The organism is Streptomyces sp. SL06 (assembly GCF_058244745.1).
Window position 1 is genome coordinate 4,362,761 of record NZ_JBSYOT010000002.1, and the last position, 26,500, is coordinate 4,389,260.

Annotated in this window: 24 protein-coding genes and 1 pseudogene; 17 read left to right on the forward strand and 8 right to left on the reverse strand. The window is 72.3% G+C overall.

Annotated elements, in window-relative coordinates; all coding sequences use genetic code 11:
- Window positions 1–78 precede the first annotated feature (78 nt).
- Together AC4IHM_RS20000 and AC4IHM_RS20005 are read left to right on the forward strand one after the other, a co-directional pair.
- A complete protein-coding gene (locus tag AC4IHM_RS20000; protein WP_490868377.1) occupies window positions 79–957 on the forward strand; it encodes a MurR/RpiR family transcriptional regulator in 879 nt (292 codons plus the stop codon).
- 124 nt (window positions 958–1,081) lie between these two features.
- Window positions 1,082–1,666 (forward strand): hypothetical protein, encoded by a 585-nt coding sequence (locus AC4IHM_RS20005; RefSeq protein ID WP_490868378.1) that lies wholly within the window; start codon window positions 1,082–1,084, stop codon window positions 1,664–1,666.
- A 168-nt stretch (window positions 1,667–1,834) separates the two neighbouring features.
- On the opposite strand, the gene AC4IHM_RS20010 is transcribed toward AC4IHM_RS20005, so the two are convergent.
- Window positions 1,835–3,229, reverse strand: coding sequence for a type III PLP-dependent enzyme domain-containing protein (locus AC4IHM_RS20010; protein WP_490868379.1), 1,395 nt, complete (start codon window positions 3,227–3,229; stop codon window positions 1,835–1,837).
- Between the two features lie 147 nt (window positions 3,230–3,376).
- Here AC4IHM_RS20010 and hutU point away from each other — a divergent pair, with 147 nt between their 5' ends.
- From hutU to hutI, 4 genes are read left to right on the forward strand one after another with little or no spacing between them, the layout of a single operon-like run.
- Window positions 3,377–5,080: a urocanate hydratase gene (gene hutU / locus AC4IHM_RS20015; protein ID WP_490868380.1), complete on the forward strand. Its 1,704-nt coding sequence runs from the start codon at window positions 3,377–3,379 to the stop codon at window positions 5,078–5,080.
- Window positions 5,077–6,294: an allantoate amidohydrolase gene (locus AC4IHM_RS20020; RefSeq protein WP_490868381.1), complete on the forward strand. Its 1,218-nt coding sequence runs from the start codon at window positions 5,077–5,079 to the stop codon at window positions 6,292–6,294. Before hutU ends, AC4IHM_RS20020 begins: the two co-directional genes overlap by 4 nt.
- Window positions 6,291–7,634: a formimidoylglutamate deiminase gene (locus tag AC4IHM_RS20025; RefSeq protein ID WP_490868382.1), complete on the forward strand. Its 1,344-nt coding sequence runs from the start codon at window positions 6,291–6,293 to the stop codon at window positions 7,632–7,634. The genes AC4IHM_RS20020 and AC4IHM_RS20025 overlap by 4 nt, the downstream gene beginning before the upstream one ends.
- Window positions 7,635–7,672: 38 nt before the next feature.
- A complete protein-coding gene (gene hutI / locus AC4IHM_RS20030) occupies window positions 7,673–8,848 on the forward strand; it encodes an imidazolonepropionase (RefSeq protein ID WP_490870879.1) in 1,176 nt (391 codons plus the stop codon).
- Between the two features lie 85 nt (window positions 8,849–8,933).
- On the opposite strand, the gene AC4IHM_RS20035 is transcribed toward hutI, so the two are convergent.
- Window positions 8,934–9,860, reverse strand: coding sequence for an RNA polymerase sigma factor SigF (locus tag AC4IHM_RS20035; RefSeq protein ID WP_490868383.1), 927 nt, complete (start codon window positions 9,858–9,860; stop codon window positions 8,934–8,936).
- A 242-nt stretch (window positions 9,861–10,102) separates the two neighbouring features.
- On the opposite strand from AC4IHM_RS20035, the gene AC4IHM_RS20040 reads away from it, so the two are divergent.
- Window positions 10,103–10,480, forward strand: a complete 378-nt coding sequence (locus AC4IHM_RS20040; protein WP_490870880.1) for an STAS domain-containing protein — start codon at window positions 10,103–10,105, stop codon at window positions 10,478–10,480.
- Between the two features lie 197 nt (window positions 10,481–10,677).
- Complete coding sequence (locus tag AC4IHM_RS20045) at window positions 10,678–11,325, forward strand: ATP-binding protein (protein WP_490868384.1); 648 nt, start codon at window positions 10,678–10,680, stop codon at window positions 11,323–11,325.
- A 155-nt stretch (window positions 11,326–11,480) separates the two neighbouring features.
- Here the strand turns inward: AC4IHM_RS20045 and AC4IHM_RS20050 are convergent, their stop codons facing one another.
- Window positions 11,481–12,977: an oligopeptide:H+ symporter gene (locus AC4IHM_RS20050; protein ID WP_490868385.1), complete on the reverse strand. Its 1,497-nt coding sequence runs from the start codon at window positions 12,975–12,977 to the stop codon at window positions 11,481–11,483.
- A gap of 526 nt (window positions 12,978–13,503) precedes the next feature.
- Here AC4IHM_RS20050 and AC4IHM_RS20055 point away from each other — a divergent pair.
- Together AC4IHM_RS20055 and AC4IHM_RS20060 are read left to right on the forward strand one after the other, a co-directional pair.
- Window positions 13,504–14,181: a response regulator transcription factor gene (locus tag AC4IHM_RS20055; RefSeq protein WP_490868386.1), complete on the forward strand. Its 678-nt coding sequence runs from the start codon at window positions 13,504–13,506 to the stop codon at window positions 14,179–14,181.
- A 74-nt stretch (window positions 14,182–14,255) separates the two neighbouring features.
- Window positions 14,256–15,530 (forward strand): ATP-binding protein, encoded by a 1,275-nt coding sequence (locus AC4IHM_RS20060; RefSeq protein ID WP_490868387.1) that lies wholly within the window; start codon window positions 14,256–14,258, stop codon window positions 15,528–15,530.
- Between the two features lie 9 nt (window positions 15,531–15,539).
- On the opposite strand, the gene AC4IHM_RS20065 is transcribed toward AC4IHM_RS20060, so the two are convergent.
- Window positions 15,540–16,112, reverse strand: a complete 573-nt coding sequence (locus AC4IHM_RS20065; protein ID WP_490868388.1) for a GtrA family protein — start codon at window positions 16,110–16,112, stop codon at window positions 15,540–15,542.
- 166 nt (window positions 16,113–16,278) lie between these two features.
- Between AC4IHM_RS20065 and AC4IHM_RS20070 the strand changes: the two genes are divergently transcribed.
- From AC4IHM_RS20070 to AC4IHM_RS20085, 4 genes are all read left to right on the forward strand, one after another.
- On the forward strand, window positions 16,279–17,418 hold the full coding sequence (locus tag AC4IHM_RS20070; protein ID WP_490868389.1) for a 5-(carboxyamino)imidazole ribonucleotide synthase: 1,140 nt from the start codon (window positions 16,279–16,281) through the stop codon (window positions 17,416–17,418).
- Window positions 17,415–17,948, forward strand: a complete 534-nt coding sequence (purE, locus tag AC4IHM_RS20075) for a 5-(carboxyamino)imidazole ribonucleotide mutase (protein ID WP_490868390.1) — start codon at window positions 17,415–17,417, stop codon at window positions 17,946–17,948. Before AC4IHM_RS20070 ends, purE begins: the two co-directional genes overlap by 4 nt.
- A 61-nt stretch (window positions 17,949–18,009) precedes the next feature.
- On the forward strand, window positions 18,010–19,188 hold the full coding sequence (locus AC4IHM_RS20080; RefSeq protein WP_490868391.1) for a dipeptidase: 1,179 nt from the start codon (window positions 18,010–18,012) through the stop codon (window positions 19,186–19,188).
- Window positions 19,189–19,305: 117 nt separating this feature from the next.
- Window positions 19,306–20,436 carry a dipeptidase gene (locus AC4IHM_RS20085; RefSeq protein WP_490868392.1) on the forward strand — a complete coding sequence of 377 codons (1,131 nt, stop codon included), beginning with the start codon at window positions 19,306–19,308 and terminating at the stop codon, window positions 20,434–20,436.
- Between the two features lie 15 nt (window positions 20,437–20,451).
- Here the strand turns inward: AC4IHM_RS20085 and AC4IHM_RS20090 are convergent.
- Both AC4IHM_RS20090 and AC4IHM_RS20095 read right to left on the reverse strand, forming a co-directional pair.
- A pseudogene (locus AC4IHM_RS20090) lies at window positions 20,452–20,695 on the reverse strand (VOC family protein); the annotation flags it as partial.
- A 6-nt stretch (window positions 20,696–20,701) separates the two neighbouring features.
- A complete protein-coding gene (locus AC4IHM_RS20095; RefSeq protein ID WP_490868393.1) occupies window positions 20,702–21,067 on the reverse strand; it encodes a VOC family protein in 366 nt (121 codons plus the stop codon).
- Window positions 21,068–21,178: 111 nt separating this feature from the next.
- Between AC4IHM_RS20095 and AC4IHM_RS20100 the strand changes: the two genes are divergently transcribed.
- Window positions 21,179–21,685, forward strand: coding sequence for a CGNR zinc finger domain-containing protein (locus tag AC4IHM_RS20100; protein WP_490868394.1), 507 nt, complete (start codon window positions 21,179–21,181; stop codon window positions 21,683–21,685).
- 111 nt (window positions 21,686–21,796) lie between these two features.
- Here AC4IHM_RS20100 and AC4IHM_RS20105 read toward each other — a convergent pair whose 3' ends face one another.
- A complete protein-coding gene (locus tag AC4IHM_RS20105; RefSeq protein WP_490868395.1) occupies window positions 21,797–23,140 on the reverse strand; it encodes a UDP-glucose dehydrogenase family protein in 1,344 nt (447 codons plus the stop codon).
- Between the two features lie 190 nt (window positions 23,141–23,330).
- On the opposite strand from AC4IHM_RS20105, the gene AC4IHM_RS20110 reads away from it, so the two are divergent.
- On the forward strand, window positions 23,331–24,488 hold the full coding sequence (locus tag AC4IHM_RS20110; protein WP_490868396.1) for an acyl-CoA dehydrogenase: 1,158 nt from the start codon (window positions 23,331–23,333) through the stop codon (window positions 24,486–24,488).
- Window positions 24,489–24,525: 37 nt separating this feature from the next.
- On the opposite strand, the gene AC4IHM_RS20115 is transcribed toward AC4IHM_RS20110, so the two are convergent.
- On the reverse strand, window positions 24,526–25,092 hold the full coding sequence (locus tag AC4IHM_RS20115) for an acyl-CoA thioesterase (RefSeq protein ID WP_490868397.1): 567 nt from the start codon (window positions 25,090–25,092) through the stop codon (window positions 24,526–24,528).
- A gap of 119 nt (window positions 25,093–25,211) precedes the next feature.
- Between AC4IHM_RS20115 and AC4IHM_RS20120 the strand changes: the two genes are divergently transcribed.
- Window positions 25,212–26,489: an LCP family protein gene (locus AC4IHM_RS20120; protein WP_490868398.1), complete on the forward strand. Its 1,278-nt coding sequence runs from the start codon at window positions 25,212–25,214 to the stop codon at window positions 26,487–26,489.
- Window positions 26,490–26,500: the final 11 nt, after the last annotated feature.

Consider the following 26,500-nt stretch of genomic DNA (forward strand, 5'->3'; position numbering starts at 1 on the left):
CGTCGTCCGTTCCACCGCCCCGCTGTATAACAGTATGCAGATATCGAGGCATGTGAATAGGTGGAGGGGGAGCACGCCATGAACGGGACCGGCGGGGCCGACCGGACCGGTGGGGCCGGTGGGACCGACAGTCCGGCCGCGCGGCTGCAGGCGCTCTTCGAGGGACACCGGCTGACGCCGACCCAGCGGCGCATCGCGCACAGCATGGTCCGCCGCGCCTTCGACGTGCCCTTTCTCTCCAGCGTGGAGCTGGCCGAGCTGGCCGGGGTCAGCCAGCCGTCCGTGACCCGCTTCGCCGTCGCCCTCGGCTTCGACGGCTACCCCGCGCTGCGCCGTCACCTGCGCGAGGTCGCGCCCGCGGAACCGGCCGCGGACACCGGCTCCGGCAATGAGTACCAGCAGGCCGTGGCGGCCGAGATCGAGAACCTGCGGCACCTGGCGGAGGCGCTGGCCGATCCGGGACCGGTGCGGGAGGCGGGCCGTCTCCTCGCCGGGAGCCGGCCGCTGCCGGTGCTCGGACTGCGCGCCGCCGCGGCCCAGGCCCACGGCTTCGCCTACTTCGCCGCCAAGGTCCACCCGGACGTCCGGCTCCTCGGCGAGGGCGGCACGATGCTCCACGACCGCGTGGACGCCGCCGTCCGGGCCGGCGCGACGGCCCTGCTCTGTTTCGCCCTGCCCCGGCATCCGCGCGAGGTCGTCGAGGCGCTCGCCCACGCCAAGGAGGCGGGGCTCACGGTGGTGACCGTCGCCGACTCCGCGTTCGCGCCGGTCGCCAAGGTGTCCGACCTGCTGCTGCCCGCCGCCGTCGGCACCGGCCTGGCCTTCGACACCGCCTGCGCGCCGATGCTGCTCGGCCGGGTGCTGCTGGAGGCGATGTGCGACGGCCTGCCGGACGCGCAGGCCCGGCTGGAGGAGTTCGACACCCGGGCCGCGGCGCGAGGGCTCTTCGTGGAGTGACGCGGGCGGCGACGCGCCACCCGCGGCCGTGTTCTCAGACTCGTCTCACCTTCTCCCGTTAACGTGCCTCGCCTCACACCCTTGAGACGTATCGCAGGGACAGGACTGGGACAGGAGGCCGGACGTGGCGCGCGGAGGACAGGGGCTGGCTCGGGTCGCCGTCGTCGTACGGGCGGGAGCGGCACCGCTGTGGTGGCTGGGCGTCTTCGCGGCGGGCATCGGGGTGCTGGTGCCGGGACTGACCGGACGCCGGATCGGCGTACTGGCAGGCGCCGCGCTGTTCATCGTGGCGACGGCCGTCGTGGCGTCGGTGCGCCGGCGGCGCTACACGGCCCTGGCCGGCTCGGCCGCCCGCGCGAGCAAGTACGACGTGCTCCAGGACCGTGCGGTGACCGTACGCAACTGGCGCCGCGGCCACCGCTGGTGGCTGCTCCTCGCCTTCGCCGCCGCGCTCGGCAGCGCCTTCGCGGTGCCCGCCGCGGTCGGGCTGCTGATGGCCGGCTGCGGCGCCGGACTGTGGCTCAAGTCCGGCTGGATCGGCCGCCGCGAACAGTCGCAGGACGCCCTGCTGTGGGTGCGCGTGGACTGGCTCGCCCGCAACGCCGGCCGCCCGGCGGGCAAGGCGGTCAGGGGCTACCGCAGCACCGGCATCGCGGCGGGCGACGCGGCCCCCGGCGGGGCCAGGCGGAAGACGGCGGCGCTGGTCTGACCGACGGGGCGGGGCGCGGAGCCCCGCCCCGTCCTGCCTCGCTCCGGCCCGGGGCGCGCGGCCGTGTCCGGGCCGGGAGGCCGGCCCCGGGTGCCCGGGGGCCGTGACACGGGGCGGCTGTGCCGCGCGCGGGTGGGCGCGACCGGCCACCCCGCCCCCGGTGGGCGGCTACCGCACCTCGCGCGGAGCCGACGTCAGCGCGTCGACGTGCCGTCCGCCCGCCTCGGCCACGATCTCCTCGACCGTCTGGGCCTCCCGCACGGTCGCGAAGACGACCCCGCCGTCCTCGTCCGCCACGAACCCGTGCACCCCGGGCCGGGCCAGCGAGTTGTACGCGTAGTGGTGCGCGAAGTAGTACGCCCCCGTGTCCAGCGCCGCCACGTAGTCCCCCTGCTCCAGGAGCGGCAGCGCACGCCCCGCGGCCAGCAGGTCCCCCGCGAAGCACGCGGGGCCCGCCACGTCCTGCACCACGTCGGGCCCCTCCTTCGGATGCCCCTTGCCGTCGTACGCGGCGATCCGCAGCGGCCACGCCCCCGGTGCGTACACCGTCCGCGTCGCCACCTGCACGCCCGCGTGCGTCACCGCGACCGGCCGCCCGCCGGCGCTCTTGGCGTACTCCACGCGCGCCACGATCGTGCCGTGCTTGGCCAGCAGCGACCGGCCGAACTCGGTGACCAGCCCGTACCGTCCGTCGAACAGCCCAGGCACCGCGTCGCGCAGCACGCGCGCGTACTCGGCGTACGTCGGCGCCGTCTCGTCCGACGCGAAGTTCACCGGCAGTCCGCCACCGATGTCGAGCGTGTCGACCTGCCTGCGGCCGGCCCGCTCGTTGATCTCCTCGGCGAGGAGGTACGCCTCCCGCACCCCCTCGGACATCAGGGCCAGCGGGATGCCCTGGGACCCGGTGTGCGCGTGCAGCCGGGTCAGCCACGGCCGGTCCAGATACGCCCGCACCACCCACTCGCGCGCCCCCTCGTCGCGCAGCGCCACCCCGAACTTCGAGGTCGCGGTCGCCGTCGAGAGCGCCTCGATGGAACCGGCGCCGATCTGCGGGTTCACCCGGATCCCGAGGGGCGAGGCGGTGTCGGGGGAGTCCTTCAGCAGGGCGTCGATGCGGTCCAGCTCCTGCGGATTGTCCGCGTTGACGGCGATGCCCAGCGCCAGCGCCTCCCGCAGTTCGCCCGGCGTCTTGGCGGGCGAGTCCAGCACCGTGCGCTCCGACGGCACCCCCGCCGCCCGCGCCAGCGCCAGCTCGCCCGGACTGGCGACCTCCGCGCCGACGCCCTCCTCGTGCAGCAGCCGCAGCACCGGGGCCAGCGGGGTCGCCTTCACGGCGAACGCGTGCAGCACGGGCGTCCCGGGCGCCGTCACCGCCTCGAACGCAGCCCGCAGGGCCGCCGCCGACTCCCGGACCCCGGCGACGTCCAGCAGCCCGACGATCGGGGACTCGGGCCCGAGCAGCCCCTGCTCCACGGCCGCCCGTACCGCCTCGTGCCGCCGCGCCGCCCGCCCCGCGTCGGCGCCGCCCAGGCCGCCGGTCCCGTCACTCACGTCATCTCTCATACCTTGTGACCTGCCCAAACCGTCCAGTCGAACACCCGCGACGCACGTGGGAAGGAACACGCCGTGTTGACTAGGTCTATTCACAAAGCGAGGATATGAATATCCGCAGTAACAGTCCGCCGGGAGCAGACCACCAGGAGGCAGACCATGTCCGGACCCCGCCCCTCCGAGCCGCCCCCGCGTCCTGTCCGGGCGCCGCGCGGTACGCGGCCGACCGCCCTGGGCTGGCAGCAGGAGGCCGCCCTGCGGATGCTCCAGAACAACCTCGACCCCGAGGTCGCCGAGCACCCCGACAAGCTCGTCGTCTACGGCGGCACCGGCAAGGCGGCCCGTGACTGGCGCTCCTTCGACGCCATGGTCCGCACGCTGGGGACCCTCAAGCAGGACGAGACGATGCTCGTCCAGTCCGGCCGCCCGGTCGGCGTCATGCAGACCCACGAATGGGCCCCGCGCGTCCTCATCGCCAACTCCAACCTCGTCGGCGACTGGGCCAACTGGGAGGAGTTCCGCCGCCTGGAGGCCCTCGGCCTGACCATGTACGGGCAGATGACGGCCGGCTCCTGGATCTACATCGGCACCCAGGGCATCCTCCAGGGCACCTACGAGACCTTCGCCGCCGTCGCCGCGAAGCTGCACTCCCTGGGCAAGGGGGTCGGCGGCACCCTCGCCGGGACCATCACCCTCACCGCCGGCCTCGGCGGCATGGGCGGCGCGCAGCCGCTGGCGGTGACGATGAACGGCGGCGTCGTCGTCTGCGTCGACTGCGACCCGCGCGCCATCGACCGCCGCATCGAGCACCGCTACCTCGACGTGAGGGCCGACTCCCTCGACCACGCCCTGCGGCTCGCCACCGAGGCCCGGGACCGGCGCGAACCGCTGTCCATCGGCGTCCTCGGCAACGCCGCCGACCTGGTCCCACGGCTCCTCGCCATGGGCGCCCCCATCGACATCGTCACCGACCAGACCTCGGCCCACGACCCGCTGGCCTACCTGCCCACCGGGATCGCCTTCGAGGACATGGCGGACGCCGCCGCCAAGGACCCGGCCGGCTTCACCACCCGCGCCCGCGAGTCCATGGCCCGGCACGTCGAGGCCATGGTCGGCTTCCAGGACGCCGGCGCCGAGGTCTTCGACTACGGCAACTCCATCCGCGGCGAGGCCCGGCTCGCCGGATACGACCGGGCCTTCGCCTTCCCCGGCTTCGTGCCCGCCTACATCCGGCCCCTGTTCTGCGAGGGCAAGGGCCCCTTCCGCTGGGCCGCCCTGTCCGGCGAGGCCTCCGACATCGCCAAGACCGACAAGGCGATCCTCGACCTCTTCCCCGAGAACGAGTCGCTGGCCCGCTGGATCAAGCTGGCCGGGGAGCGGGTCCACTTCCAGGGCCTGCCCGCCCGCATCTGCTGGCTCGGCTACGGCGAGCGCGACAAGGCGGGCGAGCGGTTCAACGACATGGTTGCGAGCGGCGAGCTGGCCGCGCCGATCGTCATCGGCCGCGACCACCTCGACTGCGGCTCCGTCGCCTCCCCGTACCGCGAGACCGAGGCCATGCTCGACGGCTCCGACGCCATCGCCGACTGGCCGCTGCTCAACGCCATGGTCAACGTGGCCTCCGGTGCCTCCTGGGTCTCCCTGCACCATGGCGGCGGCGTCGGCATGGGCCGCTCGATCCACGCCGGACAGGTGACGGTCGCCGACGGCACCGCGCAGGCCGGGGAGAAGATCCGCCGGGTGCTCACCAACGACCCCGGCATGGGCGTCATCCGGCACGTCGACGCCGGATACGACATCGCCGAGTCCGTCGCCGAAGAGCGGGGCGTGCGGGTGCCCATGCGCGAGGGTGACGAGGCGTGAGCTTCCACAGCATGTGGGCGCAGCTGCTGCCGGTCGGCCGCGGTTCCGCCTCCGGCGGCTACCGCCGCTACGCCTGGACCGCCGCCGACGCCGACTGCCGGGCCTGGTTCCGCGCACAGGCCGAGGGGCGCGGCCTGGCCCACGAGGTGGACCGCAACGGCAACCAGTGGGCCTGGCTCGGCGACCCGGCCGCCGGGAACGCCGTCGTCACCGGCTCCCACCTGGACTCCGTGCCCGACGGCGGCGCCTTCGACGGGCCCCTCGGCGTCGTCTCCGCCTTCGCCGCCCTGGACGAACTGCGCGCCCGGGGGACACACCCGACCAGGCCGCTCGGCATCGTCAACTTCGGCGACGAGGAGGGCGCACGCTTCGGCCTCGCCTGCGTCGGCTCCCGGCTCACCGCGGGCGCGCTCACCGCCGAGCGGGCCCACCGCCTCACCGACGCCGACGGCATCACGCTTCCGCGGGCCATGGAGGCCGCCGGACACGACCCCGACGCCCTCGGCCCCGACCCCGAACGGCTCGCCCGCATCGGCGCCTTCGTCGAACTCCACGTCGAGCAGGGCCGCGCCCTTGACCTGTCCGGCGACCGGATCGGCGTCGCGAGTGCCATCCGGCCGCACGGACGCTGGCGGTTCGACTTCCGGGGCGAGGCCAACCACGCCGGCACCACCCGGCTCGCCGACCGCCGCGACCCCATGCTGCCCTACGCCGAGACCGTCCTCGCCGCCCGCCGCGAGGCCGAACTCGCCGGCGCCGTCGCCACCTTCGGCAAGATCGCCGTCGAACCCAACGGCGTCAACGCCATCCCCTCCCTGGTGCGGGGCTGGCTCGACTCCCGAGCCGCCGACCAGGAGAGCCTGGACACCGTGGTCGGCGAGGTGGAGAAGGCCGCCCGCGAGTACGCCGCCGCCCACGGCGTCGACCTGGACGTGGTCCGCGAGTCCTTCACGCCCGTCGTCGAGTTCGACCACCTCCTGCGCGACGAACTCGCCCGCATCCTCGGCACCGGCACGCACCTCACGGTGCCCGTCCTCGGAACCGGCGCCGGACACGACGCCGGAATCCTCTCCGGACGCGTCCCGACCGCCATGCTGTTCGTGCGCAACCCCACCGGCGTCTCGCACTCCCCGGCCGAGTACGCCGCCGAGGACGACTGCCTCGCCGGGGTGAACGCACTCGCCGACGTACTGGAAGGGCTGACCCGCACGTGACCCCCACCGCACGGACGTACTGGCTGGAGCACGCCTGGCTCGACACCTATGTCGAGCCGGGCGTCGCCGTGGACGTGCGGGACGGCCGGGTCACCGCCGTCCGCACGGACACCCCCACCCCGCCGCCCGGCGCCGAGATCCTGCGCGGCCTCACCCTGCCGGGGCTGGCCAACGCCCACTCGCACGCCTTCCACCGCGCCCTGCGCGGCACCGTCCAGGTCGGCTCCGGCACCTTCTGGACCTGGCGCGAACTCATGTACTCCGTCGCCGACCGGCTGACCCCCGAGACGTACCACGACCTCGCCCGCGCGGTGTACGCCGAGATGGCGCTGGCCGGCATCACCACCGTCGGCGAGTTCCACTACGTCCACCACGCCCCCGGCGGCACCCCCTACGCCGACCCCAACGCGATGGGCGAGGCCCTGATCGAGGCCGCCGCCGAAGCCGGTGTCCGCATCACCCTCCTCGACACCTGCTATCTGTCCTCCGGCTTCGGCGAGCCCCCGAACACCCATCAGCGCCGCTTCTGCGACGGGACGGCGGACGCCTGGGCGCAACGCTGTGCAGTTCTCAAGGAACGGGATCACGCACGGATCGGGGCCGCGATCCACTCCGTACGGGCCGTGCCCGCCGACCAGTTGGCGACCGTGGCGCGCTGGGCCGAGGAGCGGCGGGCCCCGCTGCACGTGCACCTGTCCGAGCAGACCGCCGAGAACGACGCCTGCCTGCGGGCGCACGGACGCACCCCGGCCCGCCTCCTCGCCGACCACGGCGTGCTCGGACCCCGCACCACCGGGGTCCACAACACGCACCTCACCGACGAGGACATCGCCCTGCTCGGCGGCAGCCGCACCGGCACCTGCATGTGCCCGACCACGGAACGCGACCTCGCCGACGGCATCGGCCCGGCGGCCGCGCTTCAGCGGGCGGGCTCGGCGCTGTGTCTCGGCTCCGACAGCCACGCCGTCCTCGACCTGTTCGAGGAGGCGCGCGCCATGGAGCTGAACGAGCGCCTGCGCACCCGCACCCGCGGCCACTGGACCGCCGCCGCCCTGCTGCGCGCCGCCACCGGCGACGGCCACGCCGCCCTCGGCTGGGACGACACGGGCCGCATCGAGGCCGGGGCCCGCGCCGACCTGACGACCCTCGCGCTCGACTCGGTCAGAACGGCGGGGCCGCTGCCCAGGCTCGGCGCCGAGACGGCCGTATTCGCCGCGACGGCGGCGGACGTACGGCACACGGTCGTGGGCGGCCGGCACGTCGTGCGCGACGGGGCGCACGCGCTCGTACCCGATGTGCCGCGGGCTCTCGCGGGGGCCGTCGAGGCCCTGCGCGCATGACCACCCGCACCCGCCCCCACAAGGACACGACGGACACCATGAGCAGCAGCACGGTCATCACCGGCATCGCCGCACTCATCACCAACGACCCCTCCCTCGGTGGCAACTCTCCCCTCGGACTGGTCCGGGACGCGGCCGTCGTCATCGACGGCGACCGCATCGCGTGGACCGGTGAATCAAGCAAAGCACCCGCCACTGACAATCGCCTCGACGCCGGCGGCCGGGCGGTCCTGCCCGGCTTCGTCGACTCCCACTCCCACCTGCTCTTCGGCGGCGATCGCACCGAGGAGTTCAACGCCCGCATGTCCGGCCGCCCCTACAGCGCCGGCGGCATCCGCACCACGGTCGCCGCCACCCGCGCAGCGAGCGACGCGGAGCTGGAGGCGGGCCTCACCCGCTACCTCGACGAGGCCCTGCGCCAGGGCACCACGACCTTCGAGACCAAGTCCGGCTACGGCCTGACCACCGCCGACGAGTCCCGCGCCCTGCGCATCGCCGCACGCCACACCGACGAGGTCACCTTTCTCGGCGCCCACGTCGTCGCCCCCGAACTCGCCGGCGACCCGGCCGCCTACGTCGACCTCGTCACCGGAGAGATGCTCGACGCCTGCGCCCCGCACGCCCGCTGGATCGACGTGTTCTGCGAGAAAGGCGCCTTCGACGGCGACCAGGCCCGCGCGATCCTCACCGCGGGGAAGGCCAGGGGCCTGCACCCCCGCATCCACGCCAACCAGCTCTCCCACGGCCCCGGCGTCCGGCTCGCCGTCGAACTCGACGCCGCCAGCGCCGACCACTGCACCCACCTCACCGACGCGGACGTGGACGCCCTCGCGCACAGCCGTACGGTCGCCACGCTGCTGCCCGGCGCCGAGTTCTCCACCCGCGCCGAGTGGCCCGACGCCCGCCGCCTGCTCGACGCGGGCGCCACGGTGGCCCTGTCCACCGACTGCAACCCCGGCTCGTCCTTCACGTCCTCCGTGCCCTTCTGCGTCGCGCTCGCGGTACGGGACATGGGGATGACACCGGACGAGGCGGTCTGGTCGGCCACCGCGGGCGGCGCGGCGGCCCTGCGCCGGGACGACATCGGCCGCCTGACCCCTGGCGCCCGCGCCGACCTCACGCTCCTCGACGCGCCGAGCCACGTCCACCTCGCCTACCGGCCGGGCGTCCCGCTGGTCCGCGGGGTCTGGCGGCGCGGCGTACGCGTGGTGTGACCCGCGGGCCGGTGTCCGCACAGCCCGAAGGGGGGCGGCCCGGCCTCGGACCGCCCCCTGGAGGACAAGCGTCACCCGGTCGGGATCACTCCTCGACCGTGAGCCCCTTGCGCAGCCGTACGAGGGTCCGCGACAGCAGCCGCGAGACGTGCATCTGGGAGATGCCCAGCTCCTCGCCGATCTCCGACTGGGTCATGCCCGCGACGAAGCGGAGCGAGAGGATCTTCCGGTCCCGGGAGGGGAGTTCGGCGATCAGCGGCTTGAGCGACTCGACGTACTCGATGCCCTCGAGTCCGTGGTCCTCGTAGCCGATGCGGTCGGCGAGGGCGCCCTCCGCGTCGTCCTCCTCCGGCTGGGCGTCCAGCGAGGAGGCGGTGTAGGCGTTGGACGCCGCCATGCCCTCGACGACCTCGTCCTTGGACAGACCGAGGTGCTCGGCCAACTCGCCCACGGTGGGGGCGCGGTCCAGCCGCTGGGCCAGCTCGTCGCCGGCCTTGGCCAGGTCGAGCCGCAGCTCCTGGAGGCGGCGCGGGACGCGCACGGACCACGAGGTGTCGCGGAAGAAGCGCTTGATCTCGCCGATGATGGTCGGCATCGCGAACGTGGGGAACTCCACCCCGCGGGACAGCTCGAAGCGGTCGATCGCCTTGATCAGGCCGATCGTGCCGACCTGGATGATGTCCTCCATCGGCTCGCTGCGCGAGCGGAAGCGGGAGGCGGCGAACTTGACCAGAGCCAGATTCAGCTCGACGAGCGTGTTGCGCACGTACGCGTGCTCGTGGGTGCCTTCCTCCAGCGACTCCAGCCGCTCGAAGAGGGTCTTGGACAGGACCCGGGCGTCCGCCGGAGCCACCTCGTCGTACGCGGGGATGTCCGGAAGCCCGGCGAGTGCGCCGTCGTGGTCGACGACCGCGTCATGGTGCTCGATGGGATCCAGATGTTCCGGAGGGAGTGTCGACGTCGCTTGGTGGGTACGCGATCCGTCGAGCCGGGGTGACATGATGTCCTCCATCGTTCTCGGCATACGGCTGCCGAAGCCAGTTGCGTGCACTGCGGTGTGCGGCGCCTCCAAAGCCGGCCGTGTCGGTTTTCGTGTTCCTCTCTAGGCCTACCGGGTTTACCGAGCGGACCGCAAGTGTGTTATGTGCGAGTATGTCCGTTTCTGTGTGGTTGTTCGGGTGTCGGAGTGCGGTGGGAAGGCGTAGTGTTCGAGGGCGTCAGCAAGCAGTCATGACCTCGGGAGAGAGAAACGGCATGGACCGCGGGACGGTCGGCAGTGCCCAGTCGGGCCGGCTTCTGGTCGAGGTACGGGAAGAGGGCCCCAGTGCCGTCGTGACCCCGGCGGGTGAGTTGGATCACCACACCGCCGATCTGTTGCGCGAGCCGCTGGAGGAATGCCTCGCCAAGGGATTCAACCGGCTTGTCGTCGACTGCTCGCGGCTGGAGTTCTGCGACTCCACGGGACTCAACGTCCTGCTCGGCGCGCGGCTGAAGGCGGAGGCCGCGGGGGGCGGGGTGCATCTGGTGGCCATGCAGCCGGTGGTGGCCCGCGTGTTCGAGATCACGGGGGCCGAGGCGGTCTTCACCCTTCACGACACGCTCGCGGCCGCCCTGTCCGACGAGTCCGGCTGAGCCGGTCCTTGTCCGGCCGGCGGAGGTCTCGCGCGCTCCACGGGACGGGCGTTCCCGGCCCGTCCCGTGTTTCGTGCCGAATACAGGGGTGTTCGTACGGTCCGGTCGGGCAGGAGAGACCCTGAACCGGCTGTGTACGACTTTGCTGTCCACTGACTTTGAAACGTGAACCGGTGAATCGGTGAGGTGAAGCGCTGATGAGCACCACCCGGCCCTACTCGCCGGGCGACCGTGGTCCGGAGCCCAGCGGCGCTTCCGGGGCGTCCGAGGGGGGCGTGCCCGGGACCGGGGAGCCCGCCGAGGGCGGCGTGCCCGGCGGGCAGGCCGCCGTGATGGGGGCGCCCGTGTCCGGGGCCGCGCCCGGGTCCGCGCCTGCCCCCGGAGCCGCGCCCGGGTCCACGTCCGCCTCCGGGGCCGCGCCCGCGGGCCGCGGCGGGCGGCAGGTCCGGCGGCTGAGCTTCGAGGACCGCAGCGGGGTCGTCCCGCTCGCGCGTGACTTCACCCGCGAGGCGCTGTACGCCTGGGGCTGGCTGCCCTCCGCCACCGCGGACCAGCGGGCCGCCGCCGAGGACGTACTGCTCGTGGTGTCCGAGCTGGTCACCAACGCCTGTCTGCACGCCGAGGGCCCCGACGAGCTGTGGATCACCTGCGAGAAGAAGGTGATCCGGCTGGAGGTCTCCGACCGCGGCACGGGACAGCCGGCGCCGCGCACCCCGCACCGGGCCGGGCGGCCGGGCGGGCACGGGATGTTCATCGTGCAGCGTCTGTGCCTGGACTGGGGCGTCGTACGGACGCCGGGCGTCGCGGGCAAGCGGGTCTGGGCGGAACTGGGCACTCCGGCGTAGCAGGCGGTCCTTTTCCGGCCCCTTTCCCACCCGTCCCGGTCGGCCGGGCGGCCAACGGAGCTGAAGCGCCCGGAGGGCCGACTCCGTCCGCCCGGACGGGGTCGGCCCTCGCTTGCCTCCTCGGGCCCTCCGTGGAAAGGCACCCTCTGCCGGGGTCAGCGCACGTCGCCCATGAGTTCCTTCACGCGCTTGCGGTACATCCAGATCGCGGCGCCTGCGACCGCGGCGAGGGTGGCCTCCATGGCCACGACGCCCGTCTTGTTCAGGTCGACGCCGGCGATGGAGAGCAGGCCCGTCGTGGCGTCGCCCGCGGTGACGGCCAGGAACCAGACGCCCATCATCTGCGAGGCGTACTTCGCCGGCGCCATCTTCGTGGTGACCGACAGACCGACCGGGGAGAGCAGCAGCTCACCGCAGGTCTGGACGAAGTAGATCGCCACCAGCCACAGGGCCGCCGCCTTGTGGCCGCCCTCCGCGATGGACAGCGGGGCCAGGAAGAGGAAGAAGGACGCGCCGACCAGGACGAGGCCGAAGGAGAACTTGACGATCGTGCTCGGCTCCCTGCCCCGCCTGGCGAGCGCCAGCCACGCCATGGCGAAGACCGGGGCCAGGGCCATGATGATGACCGGGTTGACCGACTGGTACCAGGAGACCGGGAAGGCCCAGCCCAGGACGCTGTTCTCGGCCGAGGAGTCGGCGAACAGGGACAGGGTCGAGCCGCCCTGGTCGTAGATCATCCAGAAGACGGCGGCAGCCACGAAGAACCAGATGTACGCCGACATCTTCGACTGCTCGGCACGGTCCAGGGACTTGTCGCGCTTGATGCTGGTCAGCACCAGCACCGGGATGATCACGCCGAGCAGGGTCAGCGGTACCAGGATCCAGTTCAGGGTGTAGCTGCCGGAGAAGCCGACGACCGCGTAGAAGACGACGGCGAGCGCGGCCCAGAACGCGGCCTTGCGCAGCGTCGAGGTCCTCTCCCGCGCCGACAGCGGCTTCGGGACCAGGCTGGAGCGCGGGGCCAGGTGGCGGCTGCCGAGCAGGAACTGGACCACGCCCAGGCCCATGCCGACCGCGGCGAGCGCGAAGCCCAGGTGCCAGTTGACGTTCTCGCCGATGGTGCCGATGATCAGCGGCGCGGCGAAGGCACCGAGGTTGATGCCCATGTAGAAGACGGTGAAGCCACCGTCGCGGCGCGGGTCGTCGGGGCCGCTGTAGAGCTGGCCGACCATCGTGGAGATGTTGGCCTTCAGCAGCCCCGAGCCGATGGCGACCAGGCCGAGGCCCGCGTAGAACGTGCCGGCCGACGGCAGCGCCAGGGTGAGGTGGCCGAGCATGATGACGCCGCCGGCGACGGCGACGGTCTTGCGGGGGCCCCAGACCCGGTCGCCGAACCAGCCGCCCGGCATCGTGAGCAGGTACACCAGCGAGAGGTACACCGAGTAGATCGCGGTCGCGGTGCCGGCGCCGAGGCCGAGCCCGCCCGGGGCGACGAGGTACAGCGGGAGCAGTGCCCTCATGCCGTAGTAGGAGAAACGCTCCCACATCTCGGTCATGAAGAGAGTGGCCAGTCCGCGGGGGTGGCCGAGGAAGGTCTGTTCGGGTCCGGGGGTGCCCGGGGTGACCGAGTCCTTCGTCAGGCTGGACGCCATGGTCGTTCCTTGCTGGTCGGGACGCGCTCACGAGGCGATGCGCGCCCGGTGGGGGGCGGCCGGCACCGGCGGGCCCGCGTCCGCCCACCCCACGCCCGAGGGATTGCGCTCCGGATCGCGGAGCGTGGACGGCGACCCCCGGGATCCACGCCTCCGCGCGTGACTGCACGCGACGAGGCCCGGCCACAGGTCATTCCTTTCGGGGCCGGCCGTGGACCGGCCCGCACACAAAAGAGACCTTCGGCAGCGAACTGCCGCCAAAGGTCCCCTGGGTGCTACAGGCGCTGATTCACCATACGGCAGGACAACACCCGGTATGGAAGGACTTGAGACACGAATCACAGGTAATGACGGAACCGTGGACGATCTTTCGAAGGTCCAGCACAGGATGGCATCCCACAGCCGCAGGTTCGCACGTGGGGCCCACCGGACGGGCCGCGCGGCGGGTGCCCGGCTTGTCCATGGGTAAGAGGACCGGGACGCGATCATGCCCCGGGCGTTGCTCCGAGCGGTCTACCATCAGCTCATGACCCGTGTACTGCTCGCCGAGGACGACGCGTCCATCTCGGAGCCGCTGGCCCGCGCACTGCGCCGGGAAGGGTACGAGGTCGAGGTGCGTGAGGACGGACCCACCGCACTCGACGCCGGACTGCAGGGCGGCGTCGACCTGGTCGTGCTGGACCTCGGCCTGCCGGGCATGGACGGGCTGGAGGTCGCCCGGCGGCTGCGCTCCGAGGGCCACGCCGTGCCGATCCTCATCCTGACCGCGCGCGCCGACGAGGTGGACACCGTCGTCGGCCTGGACGCGGGCGCCGACGACTACGTCACCAAGCCCTTCCGCCTCGCCGAGCTGCTCGCCCGGGTCCGCGCCCTGCTGCGGCGCGGCGCGGTCGACACCCCGCAGCCGCCCGCCACGCACGGTGTGCGCATCGACGTGGAGTCGCACCGGGCCTGGATGGGCGAGGAGGAACTCCAGCTCACCGCCAAGGAGTTCGACCTGCTGCGGGTGCTGGTGCGCGACGCGGGCCGGGTCGTCACCCGCGACCAGCTGATGCGCGAGGTCTGGGACACCACCTGGTGGTCGTCGACCAAGACCCTGGACATGCACATCTCCTGGCTGCGCAAGAAGCTGGGCGACGACGCGGCGAACCCCCGCTACATCGCCACCGTGCGCGGCGTGGGCTTCCGTTTCGAGAAGAACTGAGCCGCGATCAAGAAGAAGAACCGAGCCGCGATCGAGGAACCGGGCGCCCGCAGGGCCCGCCCGGGTAAGAGGACATGCGCCGTCGACTGATCCAGTCCACGCTCGCCGTGGTGCTCGTCGTGATCGCCGTCTTCGGCGTCTCCCTCGTGATCGTCGAGGCCCGGACGATCAGCAGCACCGCACAGGAACGGGTCGACCTGGAGGCGGTGCGGCTGGCCGGCATCGTGGACAGCCGCCTGCTCGGCACCGGCTCCGTCGACGCCGGGTTCCTGCGGGAGCAGTTGCGGGACGCCCGGTACGCCGTGATCCGCATCCCCGGCAAGCCGGTCATGGAGGTCGGCGACAGGCCCTCCGGCGAGGTCATCCGGGGCAGGTCCACCGGCGAGGAGGGCGAGACGGTCCTCGTCGAGGAGCCGAGGTCCTCGGTGACCCGCGAGGTCGGCCGGACCCTGCTGATCATCGGCCTGGTGGCGCTGCTCGCGGTGATCGCCGCGGTACTGCTGGCGATCCGCCAGGCCAACCGCCTCGCCTCCCCGCTCACCGACCTCGCCGAGACCGCGGAACGCCTGGGTTCCGGCGATCCCCGCCCCAGGCACAAGCGCTACGGGGTCCCCGAGCTGGACCGGGTCGCGGACGTGCTGGACTCCTCCGCCGAGCGCATCGCCCGGATGCTCACCGCCGAGCGCCGCCTGGCCGCCGACGCCTCCCACCAGCTGCGTACGCCGCTGACCGCGCTGTCCATGCGGCTGGAGGAGATCACCCTCACCGACGACCCGGAGACGGTGAAGGACGAGGCGACGATCGCGCTGACCCAGGTGGAACGCCTGACGGACGTGGTGGAACGGCTGCTCACCAACGCCCGCGACCCGCGCAGCGGCTCCGCCGTCACCTTCGAGCTGGACGACGTCATCCAGCAGCAGATCGCCGAGTGGCGCCCCGCCTACCGCAGCGAGGGGCGGGCCATCGTCAGCTCCGGCAAACGCCATCTGACGGCCGTGGGCACCCCCGGGGCGGTGGCGCAGGTGCTGGCCGCGCTGATCGAGAACTCCCTGATGCACGGGGGCGGCACGGTGGCCCTGCGGACCCGGGTGACCGGCAACCAGGCGGTGGTCGAGGTCACCGACGAGGGCCCCGGTGTCCCGGGCGACCTCGGGGCACGGATCTTCGAGCGCGCGATCAGCGGCCGGAACTCCACGGGCATCGGTCTCGCCGTCGCCCGCGACCTGGCCGAGGCGGACGGCGGCCGGCTGGAGCTGCTCCAGGGCCGCCCCCCGGTCTTCGGCCTGTTCCTGTCCCGCACCCCGCCCCCGAAGAAGTCCTCCGGGGACGCGGGGGAGACGGTCCGCTAGCGGGTGTCGTCAGCGGTGGGCCGCGGGGGCGCCGTCCACGGTGCGCATCGCGGTCGGGTGCTCGTGCTCCAGGAAGGTCTCGGCCCGTGTCAGCGCCTCACGGGCGGGCAGCGCGCGGAAGACCCAGGTGCGGTACGACCAGAAGCGGAACAGCGTGCCGATCCCGATGCCGAGGAACTTGAAGATGTTGCTCTGCAGCGGGCTGTCCCAGCCGAAGCCGTACGTCGCCGTGTAGAGCACGCCGTTCTCGATCACCAGCCCGACCACGCTGAACAGCAGGAACAGCGACATCTCGCGGGTGCGGCCGCTCTTGTCGCGGTCCCGGTAGGTGAAGTAGCGAAAGCCCAGGTAGTTGAAGACGATCGCGACGACGGTGGCGACGATGCTGGCCCGCACCACCTGGAGATCGGTGGTGTTCCGCAGCAGGTTGAACACGAGGAGGTTGACCCCGACCCCCGCGACGCCCACCGCGCCGAACTTCGCGACCTCGCGGGTCAGCCGGTCGATCCGCTCCCGTAGCGCGCCGCGGGGTGCGGGCGGCGCCGGGGGAGCCGTATGAGCACCCGAGGAACCATGTCCCATGGTCGTGCAGGCCCCCGTCCATCGGTTGGCGTCAATCCAGTCATGCTAACCACCCGGACGCGCGATCTTCCTGCGGACGGGCTCGGCGCGAGACGGAACAGGCGGCGGGACGGCCGGGAAACGGCCGGTAAACAGGTGGGCTCCGCGCGGCCGATACGCTAGGGGTGTGACTTTCCCGGTAGTCGGCATGGTCGGCGGGGGCCAGCTCGCTCGTATGACACACGAGTCGGGCATCCCGTTGGGCATCAGGTTCAAGCTTCTCAGTGACACTCCCCAGGACTCTGCGGCGCAGGTCGTGAACAACGTCGTCATCGGCGACCATCGCGACCTGGACACGCTGCGCGAGTTCGCGCGCGGCTGTGACGTGATCACCTTCGATCACGAACATGTGCCGACCGAGCACCTCCGGGCCCTGGAGGCGGACGGCATCCCCGTGCGCCCCGGCCCCGACGCGCTCGTGCACGCCCAGGACAAGGGCGTGATGCGCGCGAAACTCGACGCGATCGGCGTGCCCTGCCCGCGGCACCGGATCGTGCGCGATCCGGCCGACGTGGCCGCCTTCGCCGCCGAGGGCGAGGGCTTCCCGGTGGTCCTCAAGACCGTGCGCGGGGGCTACGACGGCAAGGGCGTGTGGGTCGTCGACTCCGCCGAGGAGGCCGCCGAGCCGTTCCGCGCCGGGGTGCCGGTGCTCGCCGAGGAGAAGGTCGACTTCGTCCGCGAGCTGGCCGCCAACGTCGTATGCTCCCCGCACGGCCAGGCCGTCGCCTACCCGGTCGTCGAGTCCCGGCAGGTCGACGGCGTCTGCGACACGGTGATCGCGCCCGCGCCCGGCCTCCCGGAGGACCTGGCGCTCGACGCCGAGCGGATGGCCCTCGGCATCGCCAAGGAACTGGGCGTCGTCGGACACCTGGCCGTCGAGCTGTTCCAGACCCGCGACGGCCGCATCCTCGTCAACGAACTGGCGATGCGCCCGCACAACTCCGGCCACTGGACGATGGACGGCGCCATCACCTCGCAGTTCGCCAACCACGTCCGCGCCGTCCTCGACCTCCCCCTCGGCGACCCGCGCCCGCGCGCCGGGTGGACGGTGATGGTCAACGTCCTCGGCGGCGACTACCCGGACATGTACTCCGCGTTCCTGCACTGCATGGCCCGCGATCCGCGGCTGAAGATCCACATGTACGGCAAGGACGTGAAGCCCGGCCGCAAGGTGGGCCATGTCAACACCTACGGCGACGACCTGGACGACGTGCTGGAGCGCGCGCGTCACGCTGCCGGCTATCTGAGAGGGACGATCACCGAATGAGCCCGGTAAGCCCGGTCGTGGGCATCGTCATGGGGTCGGACTCCGACTGGCCCGTCATGGAGGCCGCCGCCAAGGCACTCGACGAGTTCGAGATCGCCCACGAGGTCGACGTCGTCTCCGCGCACCGCATGCCGCGCGAGATGATCGCGTACGGCGAGCAGGCCGCCGGACGCGGACTGAAGACGATCATCGCCGGGGCCGGGGGCGCCGCCCATCTGCCCGGCATGCTCGCCTCCGTCACCCCGCTGCCGGTCATCGGCGTGCCGGTGCCGCTGAAGTACCTGGACGGCATGGACAGCCTGCTGTCCATCGTGCAGATGCCGGCCGGCGTCCCCGTCGCCACCGTCTCGGTCGGCGGCGCCCGCAACGCCGGCCTGCTGGCCGCCCGCATCCTCGCCGCCCACGACGAGGAGCTGCTGGGCCGGATGCGCGACTTCCAGCAGGAACTGGGCGACCAGGCCACCGAGAAGGGCAGGCGGCTGCGCAACAAGGTCGCGAACTCCGCGGCCGGCTTCGGATTCGGCACGTGACGCAAGAGACGCACGCGACCGAAGAGACGCAAGTGACGAAGAAAGACGGAAAGGCACGCGGATGACCTCGCTTGACCAGGCCCGGGAACTGCTGCGCGAGTTCCCCGTCGTCGACGGGCACAACGACCTGCCCTGGGCGCTGCGCGAGCAGGTCCACTACGACCTCGACGCCCGCGACATCGCCGCCGACCAGTCGGCCCACCTGCACACCGACCTGGCCCGGCTGCGGGCCGGCGGCGTCGGCGCCCAGTACTGGTCGGTGTACGTGCGCTCGGACCTGCCGGGCGCGGTGACCTCGACGCTGGAGCAGATCGACTGCGTACGGCAGCTCATCGACCGCCATCCCGGGGACCTGCGTGCCGCGCTGACCGCCGCCGACATGGAGGCCGCGCGCGCCGAGGGCCGGATCGCCTCCCTGATGGGCGCCGAGGGCGGCCACTCCATCGACAACTCCCTCGCCACGCTCCGCGGGCTGTACGCGCTCGGCGTGCGCTACATGACCCTCACCCACAACGACAACAACGCGTGGGCGGACTCGGCGACCGACGAGCCCCGCGTCGGCGGTCTGTCGGCCTTCGGCCGCGAGGTCGTACGGGAGATGAACCGCGAGGGCATGCTGGTGGACCTCTCGCACGTGGCCGCGACGACGATGCGCGACGCGCTGGACACCTCCACGGCGCCGGTGATCTTCTCGCACTCCTCCGCACGGGCCGTCTGCGACCACCCGCGCAACATCCCGGACAACGTCCTGGAGCGGCTGCCGGCCAACGGCGGCATGGCGATGGTGACGTTCGTGCCGAAGTTCGTGCTCCAGGCGGCCGTGGACTGGACGGCCGAGGCCGACGAGAACATGCGCGCGCACGGCTTCCACCACCTCGACGCCGGCCCCGAGGCGATGAAGGTCCACCAGGCCTTCGAGGAGCACACCCCGCGCCCGGTCGCCACCGTCGCCACGGTCGCCGACCACCTCGACCACATGCGCGAGGTCGCCGGCGTCGACCACCTCGGCATCGGCGGCGACTACGACGGGACGCCGTTCACCCCGGACGGCCTCGGGGACGTCTCCGGCTACCCGAACCTGATCGCCGAACTGCTCGACCGCGGCTGGTCCCAGGCCGACCTGGCCAAGCTGACCTGGAAGAACGCGGTCCGGGTACTGGACGCCGCCGAGGCCGTGGCCCGCGGGCTCCGGGCGACCCGGGGGCCGTCCAACGCCACCATCGGGCAACTGGACGGCTGAGCACCCCGCTTGTGCCCGGGTGGGGCGTGCGTACCCCGAACGCCCCACCCACCAGGAGGCCCTTTCCGCTCCGTGCGACGGTGACCGTAACCCACGACGACCGTACGGAGCTTCGCGATGGCAGACCTCCAGGACGACCTGCACACCGCCACCGAGGCCGACGGGCTCGACGACCTGTCCGCCCCGCCCACCGCGCAGGTCGTCCCGCCGGAGCCCCACGCGCCCGTCAGCGACCCCGACGGCGAACCGTCGGTCCGCGCCCACGCCGTACTGGCCGCCCACCCCGTCGCCGACGGTTGCAGCGGTCTGCCCTGGGCGCTCAAGCACCTGCCCTGGTACGACCTGGAGCTGGGCGAGAACGCCGTCGAAACCGATGTGCCGAGGCTGCGCGCGGGCCACGTGGGCGCGCTGTTCTGGTCGCTGCACCTGCCCGACGCCCCCGACGGGGACCGGGCCGTCGGCGCCACGCTCGACCAACTGGACCTGGTCGAGTCGGTGGTGCGGGCCTACCCGGAGGGGCTGCGCCTGGCGCACGACGCGGGGCAGACCATCGACGCCCGCAACTGCGGCCGGGTCGCCGTACTGCCGGGCCCCGCGGGCGCCGCCGCCCTCGGGGACAGCCTCGGCGTCCTGCGTTGCCTGTACGCCCTCGGGCTGCGCGCGGTGACGCTGACCGGGGTGACATGGGCGGGCGAGGCGGGTCTGACGCGGTTCGGCGAGGAGGTCGTCCGCGAGATGAACCGGCTCGGTGTCGTCGCCGACCTCTCCGGCGCCTCCACCGAGACCGTCCGCCGCACCTTCGCCGTCTCCAGGGCGCCCGTGCTGTTCACCCGCTCCGCCGCCCGCGCCCTGCGCCCGCACCCCGCCAACCTCCCCGACGACCTGCTCGCCGAGCTGGGCGCGGCCGGGGGCCTGTGCATGGTGCCGCTGACCGCCGAGCAGACCGGCCCGACCGTCCGGGACGTCGCCGACCACCTCGACCACGTCCGTACGGTGGCCGGCCCGCGCGGCGTCGGCCTGTCCGGCACCTTCGACACCGGCACCGCCCACCCGCTGGAACTCGGCGACATCTCCTGCTACCCGAGGCTCGTCGCCGAGCTGCTGCGCCGCGGCTGGGCCGAGTCGGACGTGGCCCTGCTGACCTGGGGCAACGTCCAGCGTGTGCTGCGTGCGGCGGCCTTCACCGCACGGGCGGCACAGGCGCGACGAGGGCCGTCCACGGCGACGATCGCCGACCTCGACGGATAGCCGCCCGCGCGGGCGTCACGGGTGCTCGATCCGGCACGGGCAGAACGGATGCCCCGCCGGATCGGCGTACACCATGAAGTCCTTCTCCTCCCGGTCGTCGAGGTCCAGCGGCCGGGCGCCCAGCGCGAGCACCTTCTCGTGCGGTGAGGCCGCTCGCGCGCCGGAAGGACACCCGCGGCCCGCCGGGCACCGGGAGCACCACCCGGTCCGCGTCCTGCTCGTCGGGCGTGCCGCCCGCGACCGCCGCGTAGAAGCGGGCCGGCGCTCAGCAGGCGCAGAGGCAGAACGGGTGCCCGGCGGGATCGGCGTAAACCCGGAAGGTGCGGGCGCGGTCCTCCGTCTCCAGGGGCTTCGCGCCCAGTTCCAGGACGGCCTTCTCGGCCGTGTCCAGGTCCTTGACGGCGAGGTCGAGGTGGAACTGCTGCGAGTCGTCGGGCGCCGGCCACTTCGGCGGCACGAACCCGGGGGCGGCCTGGAACGACAGCACCCCTCCGCCCGGCAGGTTCAGGTCGATCCAGTCCTCCTCGCCCTCGTCCTCGACGGTGCCGCCGAGCACGCCGGCGTAGAAGCGGGCCAGTGCACGGGGGTCGGGACAGTCCAGGACGACGGCGCCCAGTTCGGCGACAGCCATGACTTCCTCCTTGAGATCCACGGTCTGCCGTCACCTGCTGCTGTTACCTGAATTGCCGGGTAACCGGTAACGGTTACTGCATGCTGCCCCATTGGCGGTAACGTCGCAAGCATGAGTGAGCGATCGCCCGCGCCGGGAGGCCTGGAGCTGGTCCGGGCCCTGGTGAACACGCTGGACGTCGAGACGGGCGTCGACTCGCTGGACACACCGGAGAACCGGACGCGGTTCGGTCTGGGGGAGGACGACCTGCCCGCGGCCCGCGAACTGCGCGAGTCGCTGCGCGCGACCCTGCTGGCCCACGCCGGCCATCCGCCGCACCGCACGGTCACCCCGCTCGGCGAGCTGCTGTCCGCGGCGCCGCTGGTGGTGACGGTCGACACCGCCGACGGCTCCGCCGCCCTCGCCCCGGCCCGCGCGGGCCCGCTGTCCGCCCGCGTCGCCGCCGCCGTCGCCGAGGCGCTGATCGCGGGCACCTGGAGCCGCCTCAAGGCCTGCGAGGCCGCCGACTGCCTGTGGGCCTACTACGACCGCAGCCCGGCCGGACGCGGCCGCTGGTGCTCGATGCGGGTGTGCGGGGCGCGCGCCAAGATGCGCCGCTACCGGGCCAGGGGGACGTGAACCACACGGGATTCACCGGCCGCCGCGCCGCCCCGTGGTGCAGAATGCGACAGACGCCGGTTCGGCCGACTGAGCCTCGGCCGAACCGGCGTCACCTGTTGACCGGGGTTCCTAGGCGGTCGGGCGGCCCATCGCCCGGTAGGTCCAGCCGGCCCGGCGCCATGCCCCGGGGTCCAGGGCGTTGCGTCCGTCCAGGATCACCCGGGCCGTCACCGCCTCGCCCAGCGTCCGCGGGTCCAGCTCGCGGAACTCCCGCCACTCCGTCAGGTGCAGGACGACATCGGCGCCCCGCACCGCCTCCAGCGCGGAGCCGGCGTAACCGAGCGTCGGGAAGATCCGCCGCGCGTTGTCCATGCCCTTGGGGTCGTACACCGTGACCTGGGCGCCCTGGAGGTGGACCTGTCCGGCGACGTTCAGCGCGGGGGAGTCGCGCACGTCGTCCGAGTCGGGCTTGAAGGTGGCGCCGAGCACCGCGATCCGCTTGCCGAGGAACGGGCCGCCGCCCAGCGCCTGCCGGGTCAGCTCCACCATCTGGCCGCGCTGGCGCATGTTGATGGAGTCGATCTCGCGCAGGAAGGTCAGCGCCTGGTCGGCGCCCAGCTCGCCGGCGCGCGCCATGAACGCCCGGATGTCCTTCGGCAGACAGCCGCCGCCGAACCCGATCCCGGCCCGCAGGAACTTCTTTCCGATCCGGTCGTCGTACCCGATCGCCTCGGCCAGCCTGGCGACATCCCCGCCGGCCGCCTCGCACACCTCGGCCATCGCGTTGATGAAGGAGATCTTGGTGGCCAGGAAGGAGTTCGCGGCCGTCTTCACCAGCTCGGCCGTCGGGAAGTCGGTGACGACGAAGGGCGAGCCCTCCGCTATCGGCGTCGCGTACACCTCGCGCAGCAGCTTCTCGGCCCGTTCGCCGCGCACGCCGACCACGATCCGGTCGGGGTGCAGCGTGTCGTCGACGGCGAAGCCCTCGCGCAGGAACTCCGGGTTCCAGGCCAGCTCAACGTCGCCGCCGGCCGGCGCGTGCTCGGCGAGGTAGGCGGCCAGCCGGTCGGCGGAGCCCACGGGCACGGTGGACTTGCCGACGACCAGCGCGGGGCCGTGCAGGTGCGGGGCGAGCGAGGCGAGCGCGGAGTCGACGTACGACATGTCGCAGGCGTACTCGCCGTGCTTCTGCGGGGTGTTCACGCACAGGAAGTGCACGTCGCCGAAGGCCGCGACCTCCGCGAAGTCGGTGGTGAAGCGCAGCCGCCCGCTGGACCCCTCGATCCCCGCGACATGCTTGCGCAGCAGCTCCTCCAGCCCCGGCTCGTACATCGGGACCCGCCCCCGCTCAAGCATCTCGATCTTCTCGGGCACCACGTCCAGGCCCAGCACCTCGAAACCGAGTTCGGCCATGGCCGCGGCGTGGGTCGCGCCGAGGTAGCCGGTTCCGATCACGGTGATCCTGGGGGCCATGGGGGTGCTCCTGAAGGTGTACGGCGGGCTGCGCGCCCGAGCATATCCGGGGCGTCGCGGGGCGCTTCGGCGGGCAGGTTTCCCGCTGTCGCCAAGCTCACCTATCCACGAACGTGGAGGGAGCCTAAAATTCAGAGTTACTTAACGGTAATTAGCGTCAGCATCACTGCGTTTTGGAGTGTGAGAGACCTTGGCCGGATCGGCTGACTTCGACCTGTACCGCCCGTCCGAGGAGCACGACATGCTCCGGGACGCCGTTCGCTCGCTGGCCGAGGCGAAGATCGCGCCGTACGCCGCAGCGGTGGACGAGGAGGCCCGCTTCCCGCGGGAGGCCCTCGACGCCCTGACCGCGAACGACCTGCACGCCGTGCACGTCCCCGAGCAGTACGGCGGCTCGGGCGCCGACGCGCTGGCCACGGTGATCGTGATCGAGGAGGTGGCCCGCGTGTGCGCGTCCTCCTCCCTCATCCCGGCGGTGAACAAGCTGGGCTCGCTCCCGGTGATCCTGTCCGGCTCCGAGGAGCTGAAGAAGCGCTACATGACCCCGCTCGCCAAGGGCGACGGCATGTTCTCCTACTGCCTCTCCGAGCCCGACGCGGGCTCGGACGCGGCCGGCATGAAGACCAGGGCGGTCCGCGACGGCGACCACTGGATCCTCAACGGCGTCAAGCGCTGGATCACCAACGCGGGCGAGTCGGAGTACTACACGGTGATGGCCGTCACCGACCCCACCAAGCGCTCCAAGGGCATCTCCGCCTTCGTCGTCGAGAAGTCCGACGAGGGCGTCTCCTTCGGCGCCCCGGAGAAGAAGCTCGGCATCAAGGGCTCCCCGACCCGCGAGGTCTACCTCGACAACGTCCGCATCCCCGCCGACCGCATGATCGGCGAGGAGGGCACCGGCTTCGCCACCGCGATGAAGACGCTGGACCACACCCGCATCACCATCGCCGCCCAGGCCCTCGGCATCGCCCAGGGCGCCCTCGACTACGCCAAGGGCTACGTCAAGGAGCGCAAGCAGTTCGGCAAGCCGATCGGCGACTTCCAGGGCGTCCAGTTCATGCTCGCCGACATGGCCATGAAGATCGAGGCCGCCCGCCAGCTCACCTACGCGGCCGCCGCCAAGTCCGAGCGCGGCGACAGCGACCTCACCTTCCAGGGCGCCGCCGCCAAGTGCTTCGCCTCCGACGCCGCGATGGAGGTCACCACGGACGCGGTCCAGCTCCTCGGCGGCTACGGCTACACCCGCGACTACCCGGTGGAGCGCATGATGCGCGACGCCAAGATCACCCAGATCTACGAGGGCACCAACCAGGTCCAGCGCATCGTCATGGCGAGGAACCTGCCGTAAGACTCACGGGGGCGGGTTCCGGTGGTGGGCTTCGGGCTCAGTCCTCGTAGCCCTCGGCCGCCCGTCGCTCGCGCAGTTCCATGATCGCGCGGCGGCGGGCCAGGCGGTGGGTGCGGCGGATCTGGGCCTCCTGGTAGCGGCGCTTGTCCTTCTCCGTCTGCGGCAGGACCGGCGGCACCTGGCGCGGCCTGCCGTCCGCGTCCACCGCGGCGAAGACCAGGTAGGCCGAGCCGACCTGGGTGGCCGGGGTGGACTCGTTCCAGCGCTCGGCCAGGACCCGGACGCCGACCTCCATGGAGCTGCGGCCGGTCCAGTTGACCTGTGCCTTCACATGGACCAGGTCGCCGACCCTGACCGGTTCGAGGAACACCATCTCGTCCATCGACGCGGTGACGGCGGGGCCGCCGGAGTGCCGCCCGGCCACGGCGCCCGCCGCGTCGTCGACCAGCTTCATGATCACGCCGCCGTGCACCGTCCCCAGAAGATTGGTGTCGCTGTGCGTCATGATGTGGCTGAGGGTGGTGCGGGCCGCCGAGGTCGGCTTGCCCGGGATCTCCGGTGTCGCCGACGGCCCGGCCGAGGCCTGTTGTGCCTGGTCTGTCATGGCCTCCACCTTATGCCGGGCCGACGACAGCGCGGTTTTGTGTCAGCTTCGCAACAGCGCGGGCCCTATTTTCCGACGACCCTGTATGGCGCACAGCGCGGCCCTGCACACTGGTGCGCATGAATGATTGGCCCGAGGGATGGTCCGGTGACAACCGCGCCGGCCGGTACGGACGCGGCAGCGCGAGCGCACAGCCCGAGAGCGCGCGCGTGATGCGGCAGGTCCGCCGCGGCGCGCCGCCGCCCGGCCCGAGCCAGTCGGCCCCGCCGTACGGCGCCGGGGTACCGCGGCAGCCGTCGTACGTCGACGGCCACGGCGGCCAGGACGGCTACGACAGCGGCTACAACACCGGCCAGGTCTACGGCGGCTCCGGCGGCCAGGGCCCCGGCCCCGGCGGCGAGTACCGGGACCGGCCCGCGCCGAACTGGCGCCGCCGGATCAAGTGGACCGCGATCACGGTGGTGACCGTGCTCGTCGTCACCACCGTCGGCACCTACTTCTGGGCCGACTCCAAGCTCAACCGCGAGGTCGACCTGTCCAAGGTCATCGAGCGGCCCGACGCGGGCAAGGGCACCAATTACCTGATCGTCGGCTCCGACAGCCGCGAGGGTATGACCGACGAGCAGAAGAAGGACCTGCACACCGGGTCGGCCGAGGGCAAGCGCACCGACTCGATGATGATCCTGCACACCGGGGCCAAGGGGTCGACGCTCGTCTCCCTGCCCCGCGACTCGGACGTGGAGATCCCCTCCTTCGTCGGCTCCGAGTCCGGCAAGACGTACCAGGGCACCGGCCGGCACGTGAAGCTGAACGCCGCCTACGCGGAGGACGGCCCCGAGCTGCTGGTGCGCACCATCGAGTACAACACCGGGCTGCGCCTCGACCACTACGTGGAGATCGGCTTCGCCGGCTTCGCGAACATCGTGGACGCGGTCGGCGGCGTCGACATCGACATCCCGCAGGACATCAAGGACAAGAAGTCCGGTGCCGACCTCAAGAAGGGCAAGCAGACCCTGAACGGCGAGGAGGCCCTCGCCTTCGTCCGCACCCGGTACGCGCTGGCCGGATCCGACCTGGACCGTACGAAGAACCAGCAGAAGTTCCTGTCGGCGCTGGCGAGCCAGGTGGCCACCCCCTCGACGGTGCTCAACCCGTTCAAGCTGTACCCGACCATGGGCGCCGGCCTGGACTCCCTCGTCGTCGACAAGGACATGGGCCTGTTCGGCCTGGCCCGCATGTTCTGGGCGATGAAGAGCGTCAGCGGCGGCGACGGCACGTCGATGAACATGCCGATCTCGGGCAGCGTGGGCTCCAACCTCAAGTGGGACGACGCCAAGGTGAAGAAGCTGGTCGAGGAGCTGAAGAACGACGAGAAGGTCACCGTCTCCGGCAACTGAGCCGGGGCCGG

What these genes read in the sequence shown, in the direction of transcription:
- AC4IHM_RS20000 (WP_490868377.1), top strand. Translation starts at nt 79, where the DNA reads ATGAACGGGACCGGCGGGGCCGACCGGACCGGTGGGGCCGGTGGGACC.
- AC4IHM_RS20010 (WP_490868379.1), bottom strand. Translation starts at nt 3,229, where the DNA reads ATGAGAGATGACGTGAGTGACGGGACCGGCGGCCTGGGCGGCGCCGAC.
- hutU (WP_490868380.1), top strand. Translation starts at nt 3,377, where the DNA reads ATGTCCGGACCCCGCCCCTCCGAGCCGCCCCCGCGTCCTGTCCGGGCG.
- hutI (WP_490870879.1), top strand. Translation starts at nt 7,673, where the DNA reads ATGAGCAGCAGCACGGTCATCACCGGCATCGCCGCACTCATCACCAAC.
- AC4IHM_RS20035 (WP_490868383.1), bottom strand. Translation starts at nt 9,860, where the DNA reads ATGGAGGACATCATGTCACCCCGGCTCGACGGATCGCGTACCCACCAA.
- AC4IHM_RS20040 (WP_490870880.1), top strand. Translation starts at nt 10,103, where the DNA reads ATGGACCGCGGGACGGTCGGCAGTGCCCAGTCGGGCCGGCTTCTGGTC.
- AC4IHM_RS20045 (WP_490868384.1), top strand. Translation starts at nt 10,678, where the DNA reads ATGAGCACCACCCGGCCCTACTCGCCGGGCGACCGTGGTCCGGAGCCC.
- AC4IHM_RS20050 (WP_490868385.1), bottom strand. Translation starts at nt 12,977, where the DNA reads ATGGCGTCCAGCCTGACGAAGGACTCGGTCACCCCGGGCACCCCCGGA.
- AC4IHM_RS20055 (WP_490868386.1), top strand. Translation starts at nt 13,504, where the DNA reads ATGACCCGTGTACTGCTCGCCGAGGACGACGCGTCCATCTCGGAGCCG.
- AC4IHM_RS20060 (WP_490868387.1), top strand. Translation starts at nt 14,256, where the DNA reads ATGCGCCGTCGACTGATCCAGTCCACGCTCGCCGTGGTGCTCGTCGTG.
- AC4IHM_RS20065 (WP_490868388.1), bottom strand. Translation starts at nt 16,112, where the DNA reads ATGGGACATGGTTCCTCGGGTGCTCATACGGCTCCCCCGGCGCCGCCC.
- purE (WP_490868390.1), top strand. Translation starts at nt 17,415, where the DNA reads ATGAGCCCGGTAAGCCCGGTCGTGGGCATCGTCATGGGGTCGGACTCC.
- AC4IHM_RS20080 (WP_490868391.1), top strand. Translation starts at nt 18,010, where the DNA reads ATGACCTCGCTTGACCAGGCCCGGGAACTGCTGCGCGAGTTCCCCGTC.
- AC4IHM_RS20085 (WP_490868392.1), top strand. Translation starts at nt 19,306, where the DNA reads ATGGCAGACCTCCAGGACGACCTGCACACCGCCACCGAGGCCGACGGG.
- AC4IHM_RS20095 (WP_490868393.1), bottom strand. Translation starts at nt 21,067, where the DNA reads ATGGCTGTCGCCGAACTGGGCGCCGTCGTCCTGGACTGTCCCGACCCC.
- AC4IHM_RS20100 (WP_490868394.1), top strand. Translation starts at nt 21,179, where the DNA reads ATGAGTGAGCGATCGCCCGCGCCGGGAGGCCTGGAGCTGGTCCGGGCC.
- AC4IHM_RS20105 (WP_490868395.1), bottom strand. Translation starts at nt 23,140, where the DNA reads ATGGCCCCCAGGATCACCGTGATCGGAACCGGCTACCTCGGCGCGACC.
- AC4IHM_RS20115 (WP_490868397.1), bottom strand. Translation starts at nt 25,092, where the DNA reads ATGACAGACCAGGCACAACAGGCCTCGGCCGGGCCGTCGGCGACACCG.
- AC4IHM_RS20120 (WP_490868398.1), top strand. Translation starts at nt 25,212, where the DNA reads ATGAATGATTGGCCCGAGGGATGGTCCGGTGACAACCGCGCCGGCCGG.